The organism is Roseobacter weihaiensis (assembly GCF_020622345.1).
In the GTDB taxonomy this organism is placed as follows: domain Bacteria; phylum Pseudomonadota; class Alphaproteobacteria; order Rhodobacterales; family Rhodobacteraceae; genus Roseobacter; species Roseobacter weihaiensis.
In genome coordinates, this window is the sequence record NZ_JACNMO010000012.1 from 56,677 (window position 1) to 74,176 (window position 17,500).

A 17,500-nucleotide genomic window follows, 5' to 3' on the forward strand; every position below is an offset into this window, starting at 1 on the left:
GGGCACATTAGCGCCGCAGGCAGGCACGGGCATTTCATGACACAAACCGATGACTGGCAGGCTGCCGACAGCCCCCTCAACTGCCTTGCTGTCCTGACCGTGCGCAATGAGGCTGCCTTTCTGCTGGAATGGCTGGCCCATCACCACGCGGTGGGCTTCAACCGGTTTCTGGTCTTCTCCAATGACTGCCAGGATGGCACCGACGTAATGCTCGACCGGCTGCAGGACATGGGCTGGCTGACGCATCTGCGCAACGACGGCCCCTATCATGACCGTGGGATACAATTCACAGCCCTCAAGGCCGCGCAGCGCCACCCGCTGGTGAAAGAAGCGGATTGGATCCTGCCCCTCGACATCGACGAGTTCGTCACGATCAAGACCGGGGATCACACGCTGCCGGCCCTGCTGGCCGCCCTGCCCGAGGCCACCGCCATCACGCTGACCTGGCGGCTTTTTGGCAATGCGGGCCAGATCGCGTATCAGGACGCCCCTGTCACGGAGGTCTTTACGCACTGCGCGCCGGAGGTCATTCACTGGCCCTGGCGCGCGGCGATGTTCAAAACACTCTACAAAAACGATGGCACCTACCGTGCGCTTGGGGTGCACCGCCCCCGCGCGCCTCGGGCGGACAGGCTGGAGGCGGCGAGATGGTTTGACGGTCAGGGGCGCGCGCTGCACGAGACCTTCAAAACGCGGCGCATCTTTTCTGACTATGGGCAGCCCAACCACGGGCTTGTCCAGCTCAACCACTATCCCTTGGGAGCGATGGAAAGCTTTGTGCTGAAGGCGGATCGCGGGCGGGCCGTGCATGCGCAGGATCGGCTCGGGCTGGATTATTGGGTTGAGCGGAATTTCAACATGGAGACAGACACCTCAATCCACGCATTGTCTTCGGAAATGCAGGCAACCCGGACCGCGCTCTTGTCGGATAGGGTGTTGAATGACCTGCACCAAAGCGCGGTGGCCTGGCGGCGGTCTCGTTTTAACCAACTGATGCGTCAGGATCTTTTCCGGGCGCTCTACGGAAGGCTGCTCATGGCGGCGCCTTCCCGCCTCGTCCCCGTGCATGCCGCGCGAAGTATGCTAAACTTTGGATTGAGCGAAACTGATTCTAATCCCGCTGTGCGTTAGCCGACGGTCATCACGAACCCTGGATCGCCACCAGATGCATCGGCGCGGTACCTGCCGTGTCTCAAGGATAAGGACAGGCGCGATGCCGGACGCAACATTCAGAGTTGGACCCTCGCTGCGGGATTTCAAAAAGTCGGATTGGATCGCCGAGGTCAGCGCGCTTTTGGACTATGACGGCTATCTGGCCCACCTTGGCGACCGGCATCTGGCGGCCTATACCGAACAGAGCAAAACCCTGATCGTCACCTTTGAGACACTGCAGGGGATACAGGCGCTCTCCCCCACCGCGCTGCCGCTGGGATGGGCGCTTGTCGAGGCCAGGAGGTGGTCCCATCTGGGGATCATAAGCGATGGCGACACCTGGTTCCGGGACGCTGCCGTCTACGGCTATTTCGACCGCCTGGTGGATGATGGCTTTTTCGATGGCTTTGACCGCGTGCTTTTCTATGGGGCGGGCCCCTGCGGATACGCGGCGGCGGCTTTCTCGGTGGCCGCTCCCGGTGCCCGCGTGCTCGCGATCCAACCGCAGGCCACGCTCGCACCGGATCTGACGGAATGGGATAAGCGCTTTGTGGAAAAACGACGGCTGAATTTCACGGACCGCTACGCCTTTGCCCCCGATATGCTGGAGGCCGCCGCGGAGGCTCATATCCTTTATGATCCCACGCAACTCGAAGATGCGATGCATGCGGCACTCTTTACCCGGTCGAATGTCACCAAGCTGCGGGTACCCCATATGGGCGCGACCCTTCAGACCGATCTGCTGCAGATGGCCCTGCTGTTCAGCCTGATTGAAGCGGCGCAAGAAGGTCGACTTACCCGCCAGGTCTTTGCCAGCCTGATGCGGGCGCGCCGCAACCACCTGCCCTACCTGCGGCGCTTGCTGTCCCGTCTGGATGCAAAGGACCGCCGGGGGTTGGCCCAGCTGCTCTGCCAGAACGTCACCGCGCGCATGTCGGCCCCGCGATTTGCCCGCCGGTTGCAGCGCAAGACCGCAGAACGGGCGTAGCTCTGGCGCTGAAGCCGGCACTGTGCTAGCGCATCGGCATGACTGAGACGCTAACGATAAGACGCCCCGACGACTGGCACCTGCATCTGCGCGACGGTGACATGCTCCGGGCCGTGCTGCCCGCCACCGCCGCCCATTTTGCCCGTGCCATCATCATGCCCAATCTGGTGCCGCCCGTGGTCACCTTTGCGCAGGCCAGAGCCTATCACGCCCGCATCCTGGATGCGCTGCCGCAGGACGCAGATTTCACACCGCTGATGACGCTCTATCTGACCGAGGACACCGACCCCGATGACGTGGCAGCGGCCGCTGAAAGTGGTCTGGTGCACGCGGTCAAGCTCTACCCCGCCGGGGCCACGACCAATTCAGCCAGTGGCGTGCAGAACTTCGACAGCATCCGCGCCGTGCTTGAGCGTATGGCCGAGATCGGCCTGCCGCTCTGCGTGCACGGCGAGGTGACGGAGGCGGAGATCGACATCTTTGACCGCGAGGCTGTTTTCATCGACCGTGTGCTCGATCCGATCCGCCGGGCCACGCCGGGCCTGCGCGTGGTGATGGAGCATATCACGACCCGCAATGCCGTGGACTACGCGCGCGCCCAGGATGGCACGTTGGCCGCCACGATCACGACGCACCATCTGGTCATCAACCGCAACCACATTCTCGCCGGTGGGATCAAACCGCATTACTACTGCCTGCCGGTGGCCAAACGTGAAGAGCACCGGCTGGCCCTGCGGGCTGCCGCCACCTCGGGCGAGCCGCGCTTTTTCCTTGGCACCGATTCCGCGCCCCATACGGACGCCAACAAGCTGTTGCCCTGCGGCTGCGCGGGCTGTTTTACCGCTCTCAATACCATGTCGATCCTGGCACAGGTCTTCGAGGATGACGGCGCGCTGGACAAGCTTGAGGGCTTTACCTCGCTGCACGGCCCGGCCTTTTACCGCCTGCCCGTCAACGGGGATGACATCACCCTGGAAAAGACCGCCCCCACCCTGCCCGCACAGATCGAGACCGCGGAGGGCCCGGTGACGGTCTTTGATCCGGGATTTGATCTGAAATGGCGGGTTGTCTGAGCCCGATCGCCCTGAAACCTACTCTATGAGGAAGACGAGATGATCCCCACTTCTTATCCCGACGCGCCGGAAATGGCACGGCTCACGGCGCGGATGCTGTTAGAGACCAAGGCCGTCCATTTCAACGCAACTGAGCCCTTTACGCTGGCCTCGGGTCTGCCCAGCCCGACCTACATTGATTGCCGCAAGCTTATCAGCCACCCGCGTATCCGGTCCACCTTGATGGATTTTCTGACTGTCACCGTGATGCGCGACGCGGGCTTTGAGGCTTTTGACAACATCGCAGGGGGCGAAACCGCTGGCATTCCCTTTGCCGCCATGGTGGCCGAACGCATGGCGCTGCCCATGACCTACGTGCGCAAGAAACCCAAAGGCTACGGGCGCAACGCCCGCATCGAGGGCGACATGACCGAGGGCCAGCGCGTCCTGCTGGTCGAAGACCTGACCACCGACGGCGGATCAAAGCTATCTTTCGTCGATGCGATCCGCGACACAGGGGCCAGCTGCGGGCATACGGCGGTTATTTTTTACTACGGCATCTTTCCGGAAACCGAAAAGACCCTCGGCGATCATGGCGTCGCCCTGCATGCCTTGTGCACCTGGTGGGATGTGCTGGCCGAGGCCAAGGCGCAGGGCGCTTTCGACACGGCGACCCTGACCGAGGTTGAAAAATTCCTGCGCGATCCACGTAAGTGGCAAGAAGAAAACAAGAAATAAATTCTTCTCCACATGACCGGCAGCTTTGCCAACAAGAATCGGCAAACGAAAACCACATGTTGCGGCGGTTGCCCGACCTGCTACCATATCAGCGAGAGCATTATGCTATTCACAGGGTTATCGCAGAGGTTATCCACAGTTCTGTCCCGATAGAGATTCACAGAACAATCGGGTAGAAACCCTCCAGCGATGACGCCTCAGAAGCGTCCGGATCGAGCAGTTAAGACAAAGCAGGGACAGTCATGAACGAAGTCACGGCCTTCAATCCAACCGGGGTGGATGTGCAATCCCCCGAGACGATGCCCCATTCCATTGAGGCAGAGCAGCAATTGCTGGGCGCGATCCTTACCAACAATGACATTTATGACCGGGTCGCTTCTATCATCGGTCCGAAACATTTTTATGACCCCGTCCACGCGCGCATATTTGAAATCGCCGCCGCCCGGATTGCCAAGAACAATCTGGCCTCGCCGGTGACGCTCAAAGCCTTCATGGAGGACGATGAGGGGCTCAAGGAACTCGGTGGTCCGGCCTATCTTGCCCGCCTTGCCGGGGCTGCGATCTCGGCCTTTGCGGTACGGGATTATGCGCAGATGATCTATGATCTCGCCGTGCGCCGCGACCTCATCCAACTGGGGCGAACAATCTCTGACAAGGCCGCGCGGGTTGATGTGGCCTCCGAGCCGCGCGAACAGATTGTGGAGGCCGAACAGGCGCTTTATTCGCTGGCCGAACAGGGGCAGGTGGAAAGCGGTTTTCAGAGTTTCCTCAAGGCAGTAACGGATGCTGTTAATGTTGCAAACGCAGCCTATCAGCGCGATGGCGGCCTGGCAGGGGTCTCCACCGGCCTGATCGACTTGGACAAGAAACTGGGCGGGTTGCACCGGTCCGACCTGCTGATCCTGGCCGGGCGGCCCTCCATGGGGAAGACCTCGCTGGCGACCAACATCGCGTTCAACATCGCGAAAGCCTACAAACGGGGCCTGATGCCGGACGGCACCGAAGGGGCCGTCGATGGCGGTGTGGTCGGGTTTTACTCTCTTGAAATGAGCGCCGAGCAGCTCGCCGCGCGGATTCTGTCAGAGGCATCCGAAGTGCCCTCCGAACAGATCCGTCGCGGCGACATGACAGAGGCCGAGTTCCGCCGCTTTGTGGATGCCGCGAAAGCGCTCGAAGCCTGTCCACTCTATATCGACGACACGCCCGCCCTGCCCATCGCGCAATTGGCCGCCCGCGCGCGCAGGCTCAAACGCACCCATGGTCTTGATGTGCTGATGGTGGACTACCTGCAACTGGTGCGCGGCACCGGGAAGTCCGAAAACCGGGTCAATGAAATCTCCGAGATCACCATGGGGCTCAAGGCCATCGCAAAGGAACTCGACATCCCGGTGGTTGCCCTCTCGCAGTTGTCGCGTCAGGTGGAAAACCGCGAAGACAAGCGCCCGCAACTCAGCGACTTGCGCGAATCAGGCTCCATCGAGCAGGACGCGGATGTGGTGATGTTCGTCTTCCGCGAAGAGTACTACAAAGAGCGGGAAAAACCCGGCGATCACGATCTTGAGGCCATGGCGAAATGGCAAGAAGAGATGGAGCGTCTGCACGGGCGCGCCGAAGTGGTCATCGGCAAGCAGCGCCACGGGCCGATCGGGACCGTCGATCTGAGCTTTGAGGGGCGCTTCACCCGCTTTGGAAATCTGGTCCAGCCGTGGCAACAGGGCAGCGATCAGACCTTCTGATCGCATAATTGATTGGACAGGGCGGCCCGCTTCTGTCGCAATGGTGCCATGCGACTGTTTGCTTTCCTTTTGCTGCTGCCCTCGCTTGCCGTTGCGCAGGATCCCGAAGTTGACGTCGAGCTGTTTCTCGCCGTGGATGTCTCGCGCTCCATGACCGGGGCGGAGCTGGAAATCCAGCGGCGCGGCTATGCCGAGGCGCTGAAAAGCCCGCAGGTGCTTGCAGCGGTCCAGAACGGTCTTTTGGGACGTATCGCGGTGACATATGTGGAATGGGCCGGCGAGCATGCCCAGCGGGTGGTGGTCCCCTGGCAGATGCTGGCCACCGAGGAAGACGCTGAAACCATCGCCGGGCTCATCACTGCCACACAGCATTCCGGCATGCGCCGCACCTCGATCTCGGGGGCCATCGCCTACGCGGTGGCGGATTTTGAGGACAACGGATTTACCGGCCTGCGGCGCGTCATCGATGTCTCGGGCGATGGCCCCAACAACCAGGGGGCCCCGGTGACAGAGGCCCGCGACGCCGCCCTTGCCCAGGGGATCACCATCAACGGTCTGCCCCTGATGACGGTCGATCTGCTCAGCGAGTTCTGGGGCATTCCCGATCTGGATGTCTATTATGAGACCTGCGTGATCGGCGGGCCCGGCGCATTCGTGGTGCCGGTGCTGGAATGGGATCAATTTGCCGATGCTGTGAAACGCAAGCTGATCCTTGAGATTTCCATGACCCCCGCGCAGGTCGTCCCGGTGCAATTCGCGGCCCCCGAAGCCTATGATTGTCTGATCGGGGAAAAGATGCGGGAACAGAACCGCACCTACTTTGATATTCCTTGAGGCCGCCCTGCCACCAGCCGTGATTTTCCGCCGCCGACCCAGCCCCAACAGACCCCAAAGGCTTGACCTCGCCCGACATCCTGTCATGAACGCCTCATGAGCACGGCGACCCTGACGATTGACCTTTCCGCTATCGAGGCGAATTGGCGCAAGTTGAACGCGCTGACCGACGGTGAGACCGCCGCCGTGGCCAAGGCTGATGCCTACGGTCTTGGCGTGGACCGGGTGGCCCCGGCCCTGGCGCACACCGGCGCGCGCCAGTTCTTTGTGGCGGTGGCAGAAGAAGGGGCCGCCCTGCGTGAAATCCTCGGCCCCGAGGTCCAGATCAGCGTGTTCTCGGGTCATATGGAGGGCGACACGGCGCTGCTGCGCGATGCCAGGCTGATCCCGATGATAAACTCGGTGGACCAGATGGTGCGCCATGTGGAGACTTTGCCGGGCCATGCCTTCGGGCTACAGCTTGACACCGGGATGAACCGGCTGGGCATGGAGGACGCCGAGTGGCAAGCGCTGCGTGAGATCGCGCTGGCGCAATCCCCAACGCTCATCATGTCCCATCTGGCCTGTGCCGACGAACCCCGCCACCCGATGAACGCGCAGCAACTTGCGTGTTTTGTGCAGATGACACAAGATGTTACCGCTCCAAGATCGCTTGCGGCAACAGGTGGCGTGCTGCTGGGGCCTGACTTTCACTTTGATCTCACACGCCCCGGCATCGGGCTTTACGGCGGGTTGCCGCATGTGGATGCGCTGCCCGTGGTGACGCTGGATATCCCCGTGATCCAGACCCGTGACGTGGCCGCCGGCGAGACAGTCGGCTATGCCAATACATGGACCGCCGCGACCCCTTCTGTCATCGCAACCCTTTCGGCGGGCTACGCCGACGGGCTGATCCGTGCGATGGGGCCAAACGCCACGCTGCATGCGGGCGAGGTCGCCGTGCCCGTTGTCGGGCGCGTCTCGATGGACCTGATCGGGGTGGATATCACGGCACTCGACCAGCTGCCCGAAACCCTCCAGCTCATCGGCGACCATCAGTCCGTGGACACCGTGGCAGGATTTGCCGGGACCATCGGCTACGAAGTTCTCACCTCACTGGGTGCACGCTACAATCGGGTGTATCGGACATGAAATTCCTTGCTATCCTGGGTCGGACCGTTCTGACAGCCTTTGCCGCTATTGGCCGGATCGCCTTTTTCGCACTCGAGGCTGTCAGCCATCTGTTTCGCCCGCCCTTCTACGGGCGCGAATTCCTGTCGCAACTGGTGCATATCGGCTGGCTTTCGCTGCCGGTGGTCGGGCTGACAGCGGTCTTCACCGGCGGGGCTCTCGCCTTGCAGATCTACGCGGGCGGCTCGCGCTTCAACGCCGAAGCCGTCGTGCCGCAGATCGTTGCCGTGGGCATGGTGCGCGAGTTGGGCCCGGTGCTGGTGGGGCTGATGATTGCCGCGCGGGTGACTTCCTCCATTGCGGCTGAGATTGCGACCATGAAGGTGACCGAACAGATTGACGCTCTGGTCACCCTCTCGACCCACCCGGCAAAGTACCTGACTGTCCCGCGTGTTCTGGCGGCCCTTCTGGTGGTCCCCTTGCTTGTGGGGATCGGAGATATCATCGGTATTTTTGGCGGCTACGCAGTGGCGACAGGAACCCTGGGCTTCAATCCGGCAACCTATATCAACAACACGGTCGATTTCCTTGAGCCGCTGGATGTAATCTCCTCGCTCACCAAAGGGGCCGTTTTCGGGTTCTGCGCGGCCCTTATGGGGTGCTATCACGGCATGCACTCGGGCCGGGGTGCCATGGGTGTCGGACGCGCCACCAAAACCGCCGTCGAAGGCGCCGCAGTCCTGATCCTGGCCACGAATTTCATCCTGACGGGGGTCTTTTTCTCGCTATGATCCATATGGAAGGCATCCATAAATCCTTTGGTTCAAACCATGTGTTGCGCGGTTTCGACCTCGATATTCCCAAAGGCTCGTCGATGGTGATCATCGGCGGCTCCGGCACCGGGAAATCCATTGCGCTAAAATGTGTCCTGGGGCTGGTCAAACCGGATCAGGGCACCATTCTGGTCGATGGCAAGGACGCATCCTCGGGGGACCGCGATGCCTTTCTGGCGCGTTTCGGCATGCTCTTTCAGGGTGGTGCGCTTTTTGACAGCCTGCCGGTCTGGCAGAACGTGGCGTTTCGGCTGTTGCGCGGATCGCTCAAGCGCCCCCGCGAGGAAGCCCGCGCCATCGCCATCGAAAAGCTGCGGCGTGTGGGGCTGAAATCCGATGTGGCGGATCGCTTTCCGGCAGAGCTGTCCGGTGGGATGGCCAAACGCGTCGGTCTTGCGCGCGCCATCGCCGCCGAGCCCGAGATCATCTTTTTCGATGAACCCACCACCGGGCTTGATCCGATCATGTCTGGCGTCATCAATGAGCTGATCCGCGAGATCGTGGTTGAAATGGGGGCCACGGCGATGACCATCACCCACGACATGACCTCGGTACGCGCGATTGCCGATAACATCGCCATGCTGCATGACGGCGTGATCCAGTGGACCGGCCCCGTCGCCGAGATGGACCAAAGCGGTGACCCCTATCTGGAGCAGTTCATCAATGGCCGCGCCGAGGGCCCGATCGAAGCCGTCCGCTAGAGCGGATTTCGCGTGGCAAAGGGGCAGGAGTACGGGAGGTCGGCTTCGACCCCAAACTGGCCATCCCTGAACCGGCCTGTCATGATGTCGAAAAGCATGAGGGTCCGTTATGATTGAACGCTTAGACTACGTAGCCATAAACGGCTCGGCCATTGCGAACATGGCCAGAGCGAAGAAAGACATGACGTCGATTGGCGACAAGTTCAGGGCCGTCGTAGAATTGCGGGTCTCTCAGATCAATGGATGTGCCTATTGCGTCGATCTGCATACCACCGAGGCGCGGACGGCCGGCGAAACACAGCAAAGGCTGGATTGCCTTACCGTTTGGCGCGAGGTTGCGTTCTTCAGCGCGGCTGAGAAAGCGGCGTTGGCCTGGGCAGAGGCGCTCACCCTGGTATCGGCCAATGGCGCCCCTCAAGCGCTGTTTGACGATCTGAGCCGGCATTACACTGAAAAAGAGATCGTGGATCTAACGCTGATCGTTGCGCAGATGAATGCCTGGAACAGGCTGGCAATCAGTTTTGGACATGTTCCTGACAACCGAGCGCACGCCGGTCTCTGAACCGCATCAAAACCGGCAAGGCGATCCTTCCCATCTGCTCCGTATCGCGTGGAAGACAGACTGTCATGGCGATACCGCAAGCAGGCCCGTCGCGCCCGCTCCGAACCGGCATGACTTTTCGATATGCCCCAAACACCACCATTTTGACTTTGACGCCCCCGACGCGCTGAGGCATGAAAGCCCAATGGCTAAATCTCCCTCTTTTTCCTGTTCGGCCTGCGGCAGTGTCACCACCAAATGGGCCGGGCGCTGCGAAACCTGTGGCGAATGGAACACCATCAGCGAGGACGCGGGCATCTCCAAAGGGCCCGCAAAGTCACTGGGGGGCAAGCGCGGCGCGGCGATCCAGCTCACCGACCTGTCCACGCAGGAAGCTCCACCGCCCCGCACCGTCTGCGGCATCGCCGAGCTTGACCGGGTGTTGGGCGGCGGTCTTGTGGCGGCCTCGGCGATTTTGGTGGGCGGGGACCCGGGCATCGGCAAATCCACCCTGCTCTTGCAGGCCGCCGCAGAATTCGCACGCGCCGGTCTCAAGACGATCTATGTCTCGGGCGAGGAAGCCTCTGCCCAAGTGCGCCTGCGCGCGCAACGCCTGGACCTTGCCGACGCGCCGGTGAAACTGGCCGCCGAGACCAACCTGCGCGACATCCTCACCACGCTGGAGGCTGAAAAACCCCAGCTTGCCATCATCGACTCGATCCAGACCATGTGGGCCGACAACGTGGAAAGCGCACCGGGATCGGTCTCTCAGGTGCGGGCGGCAGCGCATGAGCTCACCAGCTTTGCCAAACGCAAGGGCCTCTCGGTGATCCTGGTGGGCCATGTCACCAAGGAAGGCCAGATCGCAGGACCCCGCGTGGTCGAACATATGGTCGACACGGTGCTTTACTTCGAAGGCGAGCGCGGGCATCAGTTCCGCATCCTGCGCGCGGTGAAAAACCGCTTTGGCCCCGCGGATGAGATCGGTGTCTTCGAGATGACGGGCAAGGGTCTTTCAGAGGTCGCCAACCCCTCGGCCCTGTTTCTCAGCGAACGTGGCGAGCCCTCTCCCGGCTCCGTGGTCTTTGCGGGCGTTGAAGGCACGCGTCCGGTTCTGGTGGAGTTTCAGGCACTTGTGGCCCCCTCTCCCCATGCGCAAGCGCGTCGCACGGTGGTCGGCTGGGATGGCGGCAGGCTGGCGATGATCCTGGCCGTGCTGGAGGCACGCTGCGGCATTCCCTTTGCCGGTCTTGATGTCTACCTCAACGTGGCCGGCGGCATGAAAGTCTCCGAACCTGCGGCAGATCTGGCGGTGGCTGCGGCTCTGCTCAGCGCGCGCGAGGATGCGGCGCTGCCTTCAGATACGGTGGTCTTTGGCGAAATCAGCCTCTCAGGCGCGTTACGTCCCGCCACACAGACAGAAAACAGGTTGAAAGAGGCCCAAAAACTTGGTTTCACCAGCGCGATTGCCGCGGGGGGTGGAAAACCGGTAGGTGTTTCTGGCATATCGTTAAATACCATGAGTGACCTGACAGGCTTTGTGGGCGAAGTATTCGGCGCGGGATAAGCGCCCGTAAAAGAGGCGAGCAAGACGATGGAAAATTTCACAATGATCGACGGCGTCGTCGCGCTGGTGATCGTGATCTCAGCCCTGCTGGCCTACGGACGCGGGCTGGTGCGCGAATTGATGGCCATCGTGGGCTGGGTCGCGGCTGCGGTGCTTGGCTTTATGTTTGCGCCGCAGGTCGAACCGATGGTGCGCGAAATCCCCGTTGTCGGCGCGTTTCTGGCCGACAGCTGCGAGTTGTCGATCATCGGGGCCTTTGCTGCGGTTTTTGCGGTGGCCTTGATCGTGGTCTCGCTTTTCACACCGCTCTTTTCCAGCGTCATCCAGCGTTCGGCCGTGGGCGGCGTCGATCAGGGGCTGGGGTTTCTCTTTGGCGTGGCACGCGGCGTGTTGCTCGTGGCCGTGGCATTCTTTGTCTACAACACGGTCGTGACCGGCGAGGAGTACACCCTTGTGGATGACAGCCGCTCCGCCGCAGTTTTCTCGCAGTTGACCGCTCAGATCGAAAACTCCGAGCCGGAGCAGGCCCTGGGCTGGATCACCGGCCAGTACGAATCTCTGGTGGGCAACTGCGGCTGAGGAAACAATTGCGGATGTTTTGTGTCTTTCACAAAGGGCCGCGTCCAAAAAACAAGCGGTGCGACATTCCGCACCGGTAAAACGCATCCTTTAGTGACACTGGCGACCAGAGGCCCTACATAGGCTCTAGAACCAAACCGGATTCGGAGCTGCCCCGTTGTCCAAAATCATGCCGCCCGCCCATCCTTTCGACACCAGCTATCTGCAGGCTGGCGAGGACGGCGACAAACTGAAGGAAGAATGCGGGGTTTTCGGGGTCACCGGCGTTGCCGACGCCTCCAATTTCGTGGCCCTCGGCCTGCATGCGCTGCAACATCGCGGCCAGGAGGCAGGCGGCATTGTCAGCCATGACCCCGAACAGGGGTTTCAGTCCGCCCGGCGCTTTGGCTATGTGCGCGACAATTTCACCAGCCAGGATGTGATGCAGACCCTGCCGGGACCGCTGGCCATCGGTCATGTGCGCTATTCCACCGCCGGCTCCAAGGGACAGACCGCGATCCGGGACGTGCAGCCCTTCTTTGGCGAGTTTGCCATGGGCGGGGCAGCGATTGCCCATAACGGCAATATCACCAACGCCAACGCCCTGCGGCGCGAGCTGATCGAACGCGGCTCGATCTTTCAAAGCTCTTCCGACAGCGAATGCATCATCCATCTGATGGCCCGTTCGCTGCAACGCACGATCCCCGAGCGCATGGAGGATGCGCTGCGCCGGGTCGAAGGGGCGTTTTCCATCGTTGCCATGACCCGCACCAAGCTCATTGGCGTGCGCGACCCGCTGGGGGTCCGGCCGCTGGTGCTGGGCAAGATCGGAGAGGGCTGGGCGCTGTCGTCAGAGACCTGCGCGCTCGATATCATCGGCGCGGAATTCATCCGCGAGATCGCACCGGGCGAGATGGTGGTCATCACCGACAAAGGCGTGGAGAGCCAATTCCCCTTTCGCCCCCAAAAGCCCCGGTTCTGCATCTTTGAACATGTCTATTTCTCCCGGCCCGACAGCATTCTGGGCGGGCGCTCTGTCTACGAGACGCGCGAAGCGATTGGCCGGGAACTGGCCAAGGAAGCGCCGGTAGAGGCCGATCTGGTCTGCCCCGTGCCGGATTCCGGCACCCCCGCGGCGATCGGCTATTCGCTTCAATCCGGCATTCCCTATGCCATGGGGATCATCCGCAACCAGTACATGGGCCGCACCTTTATCGAGCCGACAGAGCAGATCCGCAACATGGGCGTCCGCCTCAAGCTCAACGTCAACCGCGCGCTGATCCGGGGCAAGCGGGTCATTCTGGTGGACGACAGCGTGGTCCGTGGCACCACCTCTCGCAAGATCAAGGAGATGATCCTTGATGCGGGGGCCAAAGAGGTGCATTTCCGCATCGCCTCCCCGCCCACGGCCTGGCCCTGTTTTTACGGGGTGGACACCCCGCAGCGTGAAAAACTGCTGGCCGCCACCATGTCCGAAGAAGAAATGCGGGACCATCTGCAGGTCGACAGCCTGAAATTCATCTCGCTCGATGGCCTCTACCGGGCCGTTGGCGAGGCCAAGGGCCGCAACTCCGACCAGCCGCAGTATTGCGATGCTTGTTTTTCCGGCGAATACCCGGTGATCCCCTCCGACCAGGTCGAAGAAGGATTTCAGATGAAGGCGGCTGAGTAGCCGCGCCAATCACCGGTCTTGGCCGGGCCGGGCACATAGCCCTTGAACAGAGCCTTCTCGAGATTGAACAGACCCATCGCGTCATTCAGGGGCCATGAAACCGGGATAGGGCCGCAGGCTGCAACAGGCTTTAACCGATAACTCTGCGCTCCGGTGCGGCCCGATCTGCGCAAGACAGCTTGACGCGCGTTTCAATCCGCTTCATCACGCGCGGATGACACAAACAGCCCTCATCACCGGTGCCTCCCGGGGCCTTGGCGCGGCCCTGGCCGAAGCCCTTTCCGCCACGCACCACATCATCGCCGTGGCCAAAACCACCGGTGCCCTCGAAGAACTGGACGATCGCATTCAGGCAGGGGGCGGTTCTGCCACGCTGGCCCCGATGGATGTGACAAATGCAGAAGCGATGGCCGTGCTTTGCCGTGGCATTTATGATCGCTGGGGGCATCTTGATCTCTGGGTGCATACCGCCGTTCATGCCGCACCGCTGACCCCGGCCGATCATATCAACCCCAAGGATATGGCCAAATCCATTGCAGGAAATGTCGCGGCCACCGCCACGCTCATCAGCTATGTCGCCCCGCTTCTGGGGACGGCCGGGACAGCCGTTTTCTTCGATGACCCGCGCGCCGGCGAGAAGTTCTTTGGCAGCTACGGGGCCACGAAGGCTGCGCAGATTGCTCTGGCCCGCAGCTGGCAGGCTGAAACCGCGGAAATCGGGCCCAAGGTCCGCATCCTGACCCCGCCGGCCATGCCGACGGCCACGCGGGCGCGCTTTTATCCCGGCGAGGACCGGGACCCTCTGACCCCTCCGGCAGAGGCTGCCGCGGCGCTTCTGTCACAACTTTAACGTTTCCCAACGCGAAATGCGGTCAGGCCTCTCGCCTCTCTTGCCGCCGCACAGGCCCTCGCCTATCAAGGCCAAAAGGGGCATGACATGCGCATTCTGATCACGAACGACGATGGTATCAACGCACCGGGTCTCAAGATCCTGCACGCGATTGCGACCGAACTTGCGGGCGATGCGGGCGAGGTCTGGACCGTGGCACCCGCGTTCGAGCAATCAGGCGTGGGGCATTGCATCAGCTACACACACCCCATGATGGTGGCGCAAATGGCAGAGCGCAGCTTTGCCGCCGAAGGCTCGCCCGCGGATTGTGTGCTGGCAGGTCTGCACGATGTGATGCAAGGCACGCCCCCCGATCTGGTGCTTTCCGGCGTGAACCGGGGCAACAACTCGGCCGAGAACACGCTTTACTCAGGCACCATCGGCGGGGCTATGGAAGCCGCCCTGCAAGGGCTGCCCGCCATTGCGCTCTCGCAATACTACGGGCCGAAAAACGCCCGGACCGAAAACCCGTTTGAAGCCGCTGCCCGGCATGGCGTCGATGTCGTCCGCCGTATCCTCGCGCATACCCCGCAGGAAACAAGCGGCTACCGGCTTTTCTACAACGTCAATTTCCCGCCAGTGCCCGCCGCGGATGTGAACGGCATCCGGCTCGCCACCCAGGGCTTCCGCGAGGGCCTGGGCTTTTCGACAGAACCGCATAATTCACCGTCAGGGCGCCGGTTCTTGTGGATCAAGGGCGGAGACCAGCACCGGCCCACCGCCGAAGGGTCGGATGCCCAACTTAATCTGCAAGGCTATATCTCTGTCACCCCGATGCGGGCCGATCTGACCGCGCATGACATGATGGCCCCGCTGGCGGGCATCAATACATGACCGAAGACACCACCGAGGCGGAACGCAAGATGCAGTTCCTCTACGCGTTGCGCTCCAAGGGGGTGACGGACAAGCGCGTGCTCTCGGCCATGGAAACCATCGACCGCGGCCCGTTTATCCGCGGCATCTTTGCAGGGCGCGCCTATGAGGACATGCCGCTGCCGATTGCCTGTGGCCAGACCATCAGCCAGCCCTCTGTTGTCGGGCTGATGACCCAGGCGCTGGCGCTGACCCCGCGCGACAAGGTGCTGGAGGTGGGGACCGGTTCCGGCTACCAGGCCGCGATCCTCAGCCGGCTTGCGCGCCGTGTCTACACCGTGGACCGTCACAGTCGTCTGGTGCGCGAAGCCCGCGCACTCTTTGACGAGATGAACCTCACAAATATCACCGCGATCACCGCCGATGGCAGCTACGGGCTGCCCGATCAGGCCCCCTTTGACCGCATCCTGGTCACCGCCGCCGCCGAAGACCCGCCCAGCACGCTGATGGATCAGCTCAAAACAGGCGGTATCATGGTCATTCCGGTGGGCCAATCAGACGCTGTTCAGCATCTTATCGTGGTCCGAAAGACCGAAAACGGGCTCGAATACGATGAATTAAGGCAGGTTCGCTTCGTTCCGCTGCTCGAAGGCTTGGGTAACGACGCATAACCTGCTATGTTGCATCCCTATAAGCGCCGGTCAACCGGTGCAGGCTCACAGAGCAACGTTGAGGACATGCAGATGACGGTTTTCCCTTCCCGCCGGCGGGCGCGCTTTTTTCTTTTGACGGCCAGCGTTTTGACACTTGTTTCGGCCTGTTCGCAGGGCTTTGATTATGACCTGCGCGGCCTTGGGGGTGGGTTCTCGACCAGCGACGCCGCACTGCAAGCCGTAACCGAACAACGACCGCAGCCTGATGATCGCGGCGTGATTTCTTATCCGAACTATCAGGTTGCTGTTGCGGAACGCGGCGACACGATCCAAACCGTCGCAAGCCGGCTGGGCGTTGACGCCCCGACCCTCGCCCGCTTCAACGGCATAGAGGAAGGTGTCTCGCTGCGCAGGGGCGAGATCATCGCCCTGCCCGCCCGTGTCGCCGAACCGTCGTCAGCCACCGGCGCGGTCAGCACAGGACCTATTCGTCCGGGCGGCGTGGACATCGGGGCGATTGCCGGAAATGCCATCGACCGCTCGCAAGACAGCACTGGCAATGATGTGCAGGTTGCGGCCCTGCCCCCGTCCGAAGCGCCAGCTGCTGCTGCCCCGAGCGGTCAGGAACCCGTGCGGCACAAGGTGGAGCGCGGAGAGACCGCCTTTACGATTTCGCGGCTTTACAACGTGCCTGTAAAGTCACTGGCCGAGTGGAACGGGCTGGGGTCCGATTTCGCGATCCGCGAAGGTCAGTTTCTGTTGATCCCGGTCGCCAAGCAGGCAGCGCCCGCGCCGGCGACCGAGGATGTCACCCGACCGGGCACCGGATCCCCAACCCCGACGCCGCCTAGCGCCGCGACCCCTCTGCCACCGGCCCAGACACCTGTTGCGCAGACTAACCCCGCCCCTGCGGTGGATGTGGGCGAGCGCACGGCCGCGTCAGCGGATGTCGCCCGGATGCTCTTTCCCGTCACCGGCTCGATTATCCGTGAATATGCAAAGGGCCGAAATGAGGGAATCAACATCAAAGCCGCTCCCGGCACAGATGTTCAGGCCGCCGATGCGGGAACGGTGGCCGCGATCACCAAAAGTGCTGATGGCGTGCCCATCATCGTGATCCGTCACGAACCACAGTTGCTGACGGTCTATGCCAATGTCACCGATGTGAACGTGGAAAAAGGCAGCCGCGTCACGCGCGGCCAACCGATTGCCAAGCTGCGGGAGGGGGATGACGCCTATGTGCATTTCGAGGTGCGGCAGGGCTTCGACAGCGTAGATCCGATGCCGTATCTGCGCTAGCCCAGCCGGTAGTGTCCGAAAGGCGCTAATTTTCCTTAAAGTTTTCCGATCCATGCCTTGATTGAGCGCGTATCGGCTACGGTCGCGCCGTGTTCCCGGGCTAGAAACAGTCGAATGGGATCGTTTCGCTTGGAAAACGCTGATGCCGTTTTTTTGCAAAGACAGGGGGGTGACGCTCATCCCCGGTTGCTCAGGGCACCTTGCGGGGGCATTGTGATGATCCACCCCTACCCCGAAAGGAAACCCGCGATTTGTGCTATTTTCAGCCTTGGGACCAAGCGATTGGGAGTTTGCAAAGAACTGAGTATTTCTTTGCAAACCCGTGAGGCGCTCCGGGGTGGATCGAGACGCGTGGTGCGGTTTG

General features: G+C 61.8%; 17 protein-coding genes. All 17 read left to right on the plus strand.

Going from position 1 to position 17,500, the window contains the following annotated elements:
- Window positions 1-36: 36 nt before the first annotated feature.
- The 17 genes from H7847_RS14870 to H7847_RS14950 all read left to right on the plus strand — a co-directional run bounded on the left by H7847_RS14870 (window position 37) and on the right by H7847_RS14950 (window position 17,136).
- Entirely contained in the window at window positions 37-1,131 is a 1,095-nt protein-coding gene (locus H7847_RS14870; RefSeq protein WP_227270267.1) for a glycosyltransferase family 2 protein, read from the plus strand.
- 82 nt (window positions 1,132-1,213) lie between these two features.
- The gene (locus H7847_RS14875) at window positions 1,214-2,140 is read left to right on the plus strand and encodes a phosphoadenosine phosphosulfate reductase (RefSeq protein WP_227270268.1); all 927 of its coding nucleotides are present in this window, start codon (window positions 1,214-1,216) and stop codon (window positions 2,138-2,140) included.
- Between the two features lie 38 nt (window positions 2,141-2,178).
- Complete coding sequence (gene pyrC / locus H7847_RS14880; RefSeq protein WP_227270269.1) at window positions 2,179-3,213, plus strand: dihydroorotase; 1,035 nt, start codon at window positions 2,179-2,181, stop codon at window positions 3,211-3,213.
- Window positions 3,214-3,252: 39 nt separating this feature from the next.
- Entirely contained in the window at window positions 3,253-3,930 is a 678-nt protein-coding gene (locus H7847_RS14885) for an orotate phosphoribosyltransferase (RefSeq protein WP_227270270.1), read from the plus strand.
- A gap of 242 nt (window positions 3,931-4,172) precedes the next feature.
- Window positions 4,173-5,666, plus strand: coding sequence for a replicative DNA helicase (locus H7847_RS14890; RefSeq protein WP_227270271.1), 1,494 nt, complete (start codon window positions 4,173-4,175; stop codon window positions 5,664-5,666).
- Window positions 5,667-5,714: 48 nt separating this feature from the next.
- The gene (locus H7847_RS14895; RefSeq protein ID WP_227270272.1) at window positions 5,715-6,500 is read left to right on the plus strand and encodes a DUF1194 domain-containing protein; all 786 of its coding nucleotides are present in this window, start codon (window positions 5,715-5,717) and stop codon (window positions 6,498-6,500) included.
- Between the two features lie 96 nt (window positions 6,501-6,596).
- Window positions 6,597-7,631 carry an alanine racemase gene (gene alr, locus H7847_RS14900; RefSeq protein WP_227270273.1) on the plus strand — a complete coding sequence of 345 codons (1,035 nt, stop codon included), beginning with the start codon at window positions 6,597-6,599 and terminating at the stop codon, window positions 7,629-7,631.
- Window positions 7,628-8,401 (plus strand): MlaE family ABC transporter permease, encoded by a 774-nt coding sequence (locus H7847_RS14905; RefSeq protein WP_227270274.1) that lies wholly within the window; start codon window positions 7,628-7,630, stop codon window positions 8,399-8,401. The genes alr and H7847_RS14905 overlap by 4 nt, the downstream gene beginning before the upstream one ends.
- A complete protein-coding gene (locus H7847_RS14910; RefSeq protein ID WP_227270275.1) occupies window positions 8,398-9,144 on the plus strand; it encodes an ABC transporter ATP-binding protein in 747 nt (248 codons plus the stop codon). The genes H7847_RS14905 and H7847_RS14910 overlap by 4 nt, the downstream gene beginning before the upstream one ends.
- 109 nt (window positions 9,145-9,253) lie before the next feature.
- Window positions 9,254-9,706, plus strand: coding sequence for a carboxymuconolactone decarboxylase family protein (locus H7847_RS14915; RefSeq protein WP_227270276.1), 453 nt, complete (start codon window positions 9,254-9,256; stop codon window positions 9,704-9,706).
- A 184-nt stretch (window positions 9,707-9,890) separates the two neighbouring features.
- On the plus strand, window positions 9,891-11,252 hold the full coding sequence (gene radA, locus H7847_RS14920) for a DNA repair protein RadA (RefSeq protein WP_227270277.1): 1,362 nt from the start codon (window positions 9,891-9,893) through the stop codon (window positions 11,250-11,252).
- 27 nt (window positions 11,253-11,279) lie between these two features.
- Complete coding sequence (locus H7847_RS14925; RefSeq protein WP_227270278.1) at window positions 11,280-11,831, plus strand: CvpA family protein; 552 nt, start codon at window positions 11,280-11,282, stop codon at window positions 11,829-11,831.
- Between the two features lie 169 nt (window positions 11,832-12,000).
- Window positions 12,001-13,482: an amidophosphoribosyltransferase gene (gene purF / locus H7847_RS14930; RefSeq protein WP_227270362.1), complete on the plus strand. Its 1,482-nt coding sequence runs from the start codon at window positions 12,001-12,003 to the stop codon at window positions 13,480-13,482.
- Window positions 13,483-13,696: 214 nt separating this feature from the next.
- Window positions 13,697-14,332 carry an SDR family NAD(P)-dependent oxidoreductase gene (locus H7847_RS14935; RefSeq protein ID WP_227270279.1) on the plus strand — a complete coding sequence of 212 codons (636 nt, stop codon included), beginning with the start codon at window positions 13,697-13,699 and terminating at the stop codon, window positions 14,330-14,332.
- 87 nt (window positions 14,333-14,419) lie between these two features.
- Complete coding sequence (gene surE, locus H7847_RS14940; protein WP_227270280.1) at window positions 14,420-15,205, plus strand: 5'/3'-nucleotidase SurE; 786 nt, start codon at window positions 14,420-14,422, stop codon at window positions 15,203-15,205.
- Window positions 15,202-15,855 (plus strand): protein-L-isoaspartate(D-aspartate) O-methyltransferase, encoded by a 654-nt coding sequence (locus H7847_RS14945; protein ID WP_227270281.1) that lies wholly within the window; start codon window positions 15,202-15,204, stop codon window positions 15,853-15,855. The genes surE and H7847_RS14945 overlap by 4 nt, the downstream gene beginning before the upstream one ends.
- 72 nt (window positions 15,856-15,927) lie before the next feature.
- Window positions 15,928-17,136, plus strand: a complete 1,209-nt coding sequence (locus H7847_RS14950; RefSeq protein ID WP_227270282.1) for a M23 family metallopeptidase — start codon at window positions 15,928-15,930, stop codon at window positions 17,134-17,136.
- Window positions 17,137-17,500 lie beyond the last annotated feature (364 nt).

Excerpts from the sequence above, each read along its gene's own strand:
- H7847_RS14925 (WP_227270278.1), top strand. The coding sequence starts at position 11,280 with ATGGAAAATTTCACAATGATCGACGGCGTCGTCGCGCTGGTGATCGTG.
- H7847_RS14895 (WP_227270272.1), top strand. The coding sequence starts at position 5,715 with ATGCGACTGTTTGCTTTCCTTTTGCTGCTGCCCTCGCTTGCCGTTGCG.
- H7847_RS14890 (WP_227270271.1), top strand. The coding sequence starts at position 4,173 with ATGAACGAAGTCACGGCCTTCAATCCAACCGGGGTGGATGTGCAATCC.
- pyrC (WP_227270269.1), top strand. The coding sequence starts at position 2,179 with ATGACTGAGACGCTAACGATAAGACGCCCCGACGACTGGCACCTGCAT.
- H7847_RS14905 (WP_227270274.1), top strand. The coding sequence starts at position 7,628 with ATGAAATTCCTTGCTATCCTGGGTCGGACCGTTCTGACAGCCTTTGCC.
- H7847_RS14915 (WP_227270276.1), top strand. The coding sequence starts at position 9,254 with ATGATTGAACGCTTAGACTACGTAGCCATAAACGGCTCGGCCATTGCG.
- H7847_RS14945 (WP_227270281.1), top strand. The coding sequence starts at position 15,202 with ATGACCGAAGACACCACCGAGGCGGAACGCAAGATGCAGTTCCTCTAC.
- radA (WP_227270277.1), top strand. The coding sequence starts at position 9,891 with ATGGCTAAATCTCCCTCTTTTTCCTGTTCGGCCTGCGGCAGTGTCACC.
- H7847_RS14910 (WP_227270275.1), top strand. The coding sequence starts at position 8,398 with ATGATCCATATGGAAGGCATCCATAAATCCTTTGGTTCAAACCATGTG.
- H7847_RS14950 (WP_227270282.1), top strand. The coding sequence starts at position 15,928 with ATGACGGTTTTCCCTTCCCGCCGGCGGGCGCGCTTTTTTCTTTTGACG.
- surE (WP_227270280.1), top strand. The coding sequence starts at position 14,420 with ATGCGCATTCTGATCACGAACGACGATGGTATCAACGCACCGGGTCTC.
- alr (WP_227270273.1), top strand. The coding sequence starts at position 6,597 with ATGAGCACGGCGACCCTGACGATTGACCTTTCCGCTATCGAGGCGAAT.
- H7847_RS14885 (WP_227270270.1), top strand. The coding sequence starts at position 3,253 with ATGATCCCCACTTCTTATCCCGACGCGCCGGAAATGGCACGGCTCACG.
- purF (WP_227270362.1), top strand. The coding sequence starts at position 12,001 with ATGCCGCCCGCCCATCCTTTCGACACCAGCTATCTGCAGGCTGGCGAG.
- H7847_RS14875 (WP_227270268.1), top strand. The coding sequence starts at position 1,214 with ATGCCGGACGCAACATTCAGAGTTGGACCCTCGCTGCGGGATTTCAAA.
- H7847_RS14935 (WP_227270279.1), top strand. The coding sequence starts at position 13,697 with ATGACACAAACAGCCCTCATCACCGGTGCCTCCCGGGGCCTTGGCGCG.
- H7847_RS14870 (WP_227270267.1), top strand. The coding sequence starts at position 37 with ATGACACAAACCGATGACTGGCAGGCTGCCGACAGCCCCCTCAACTGC.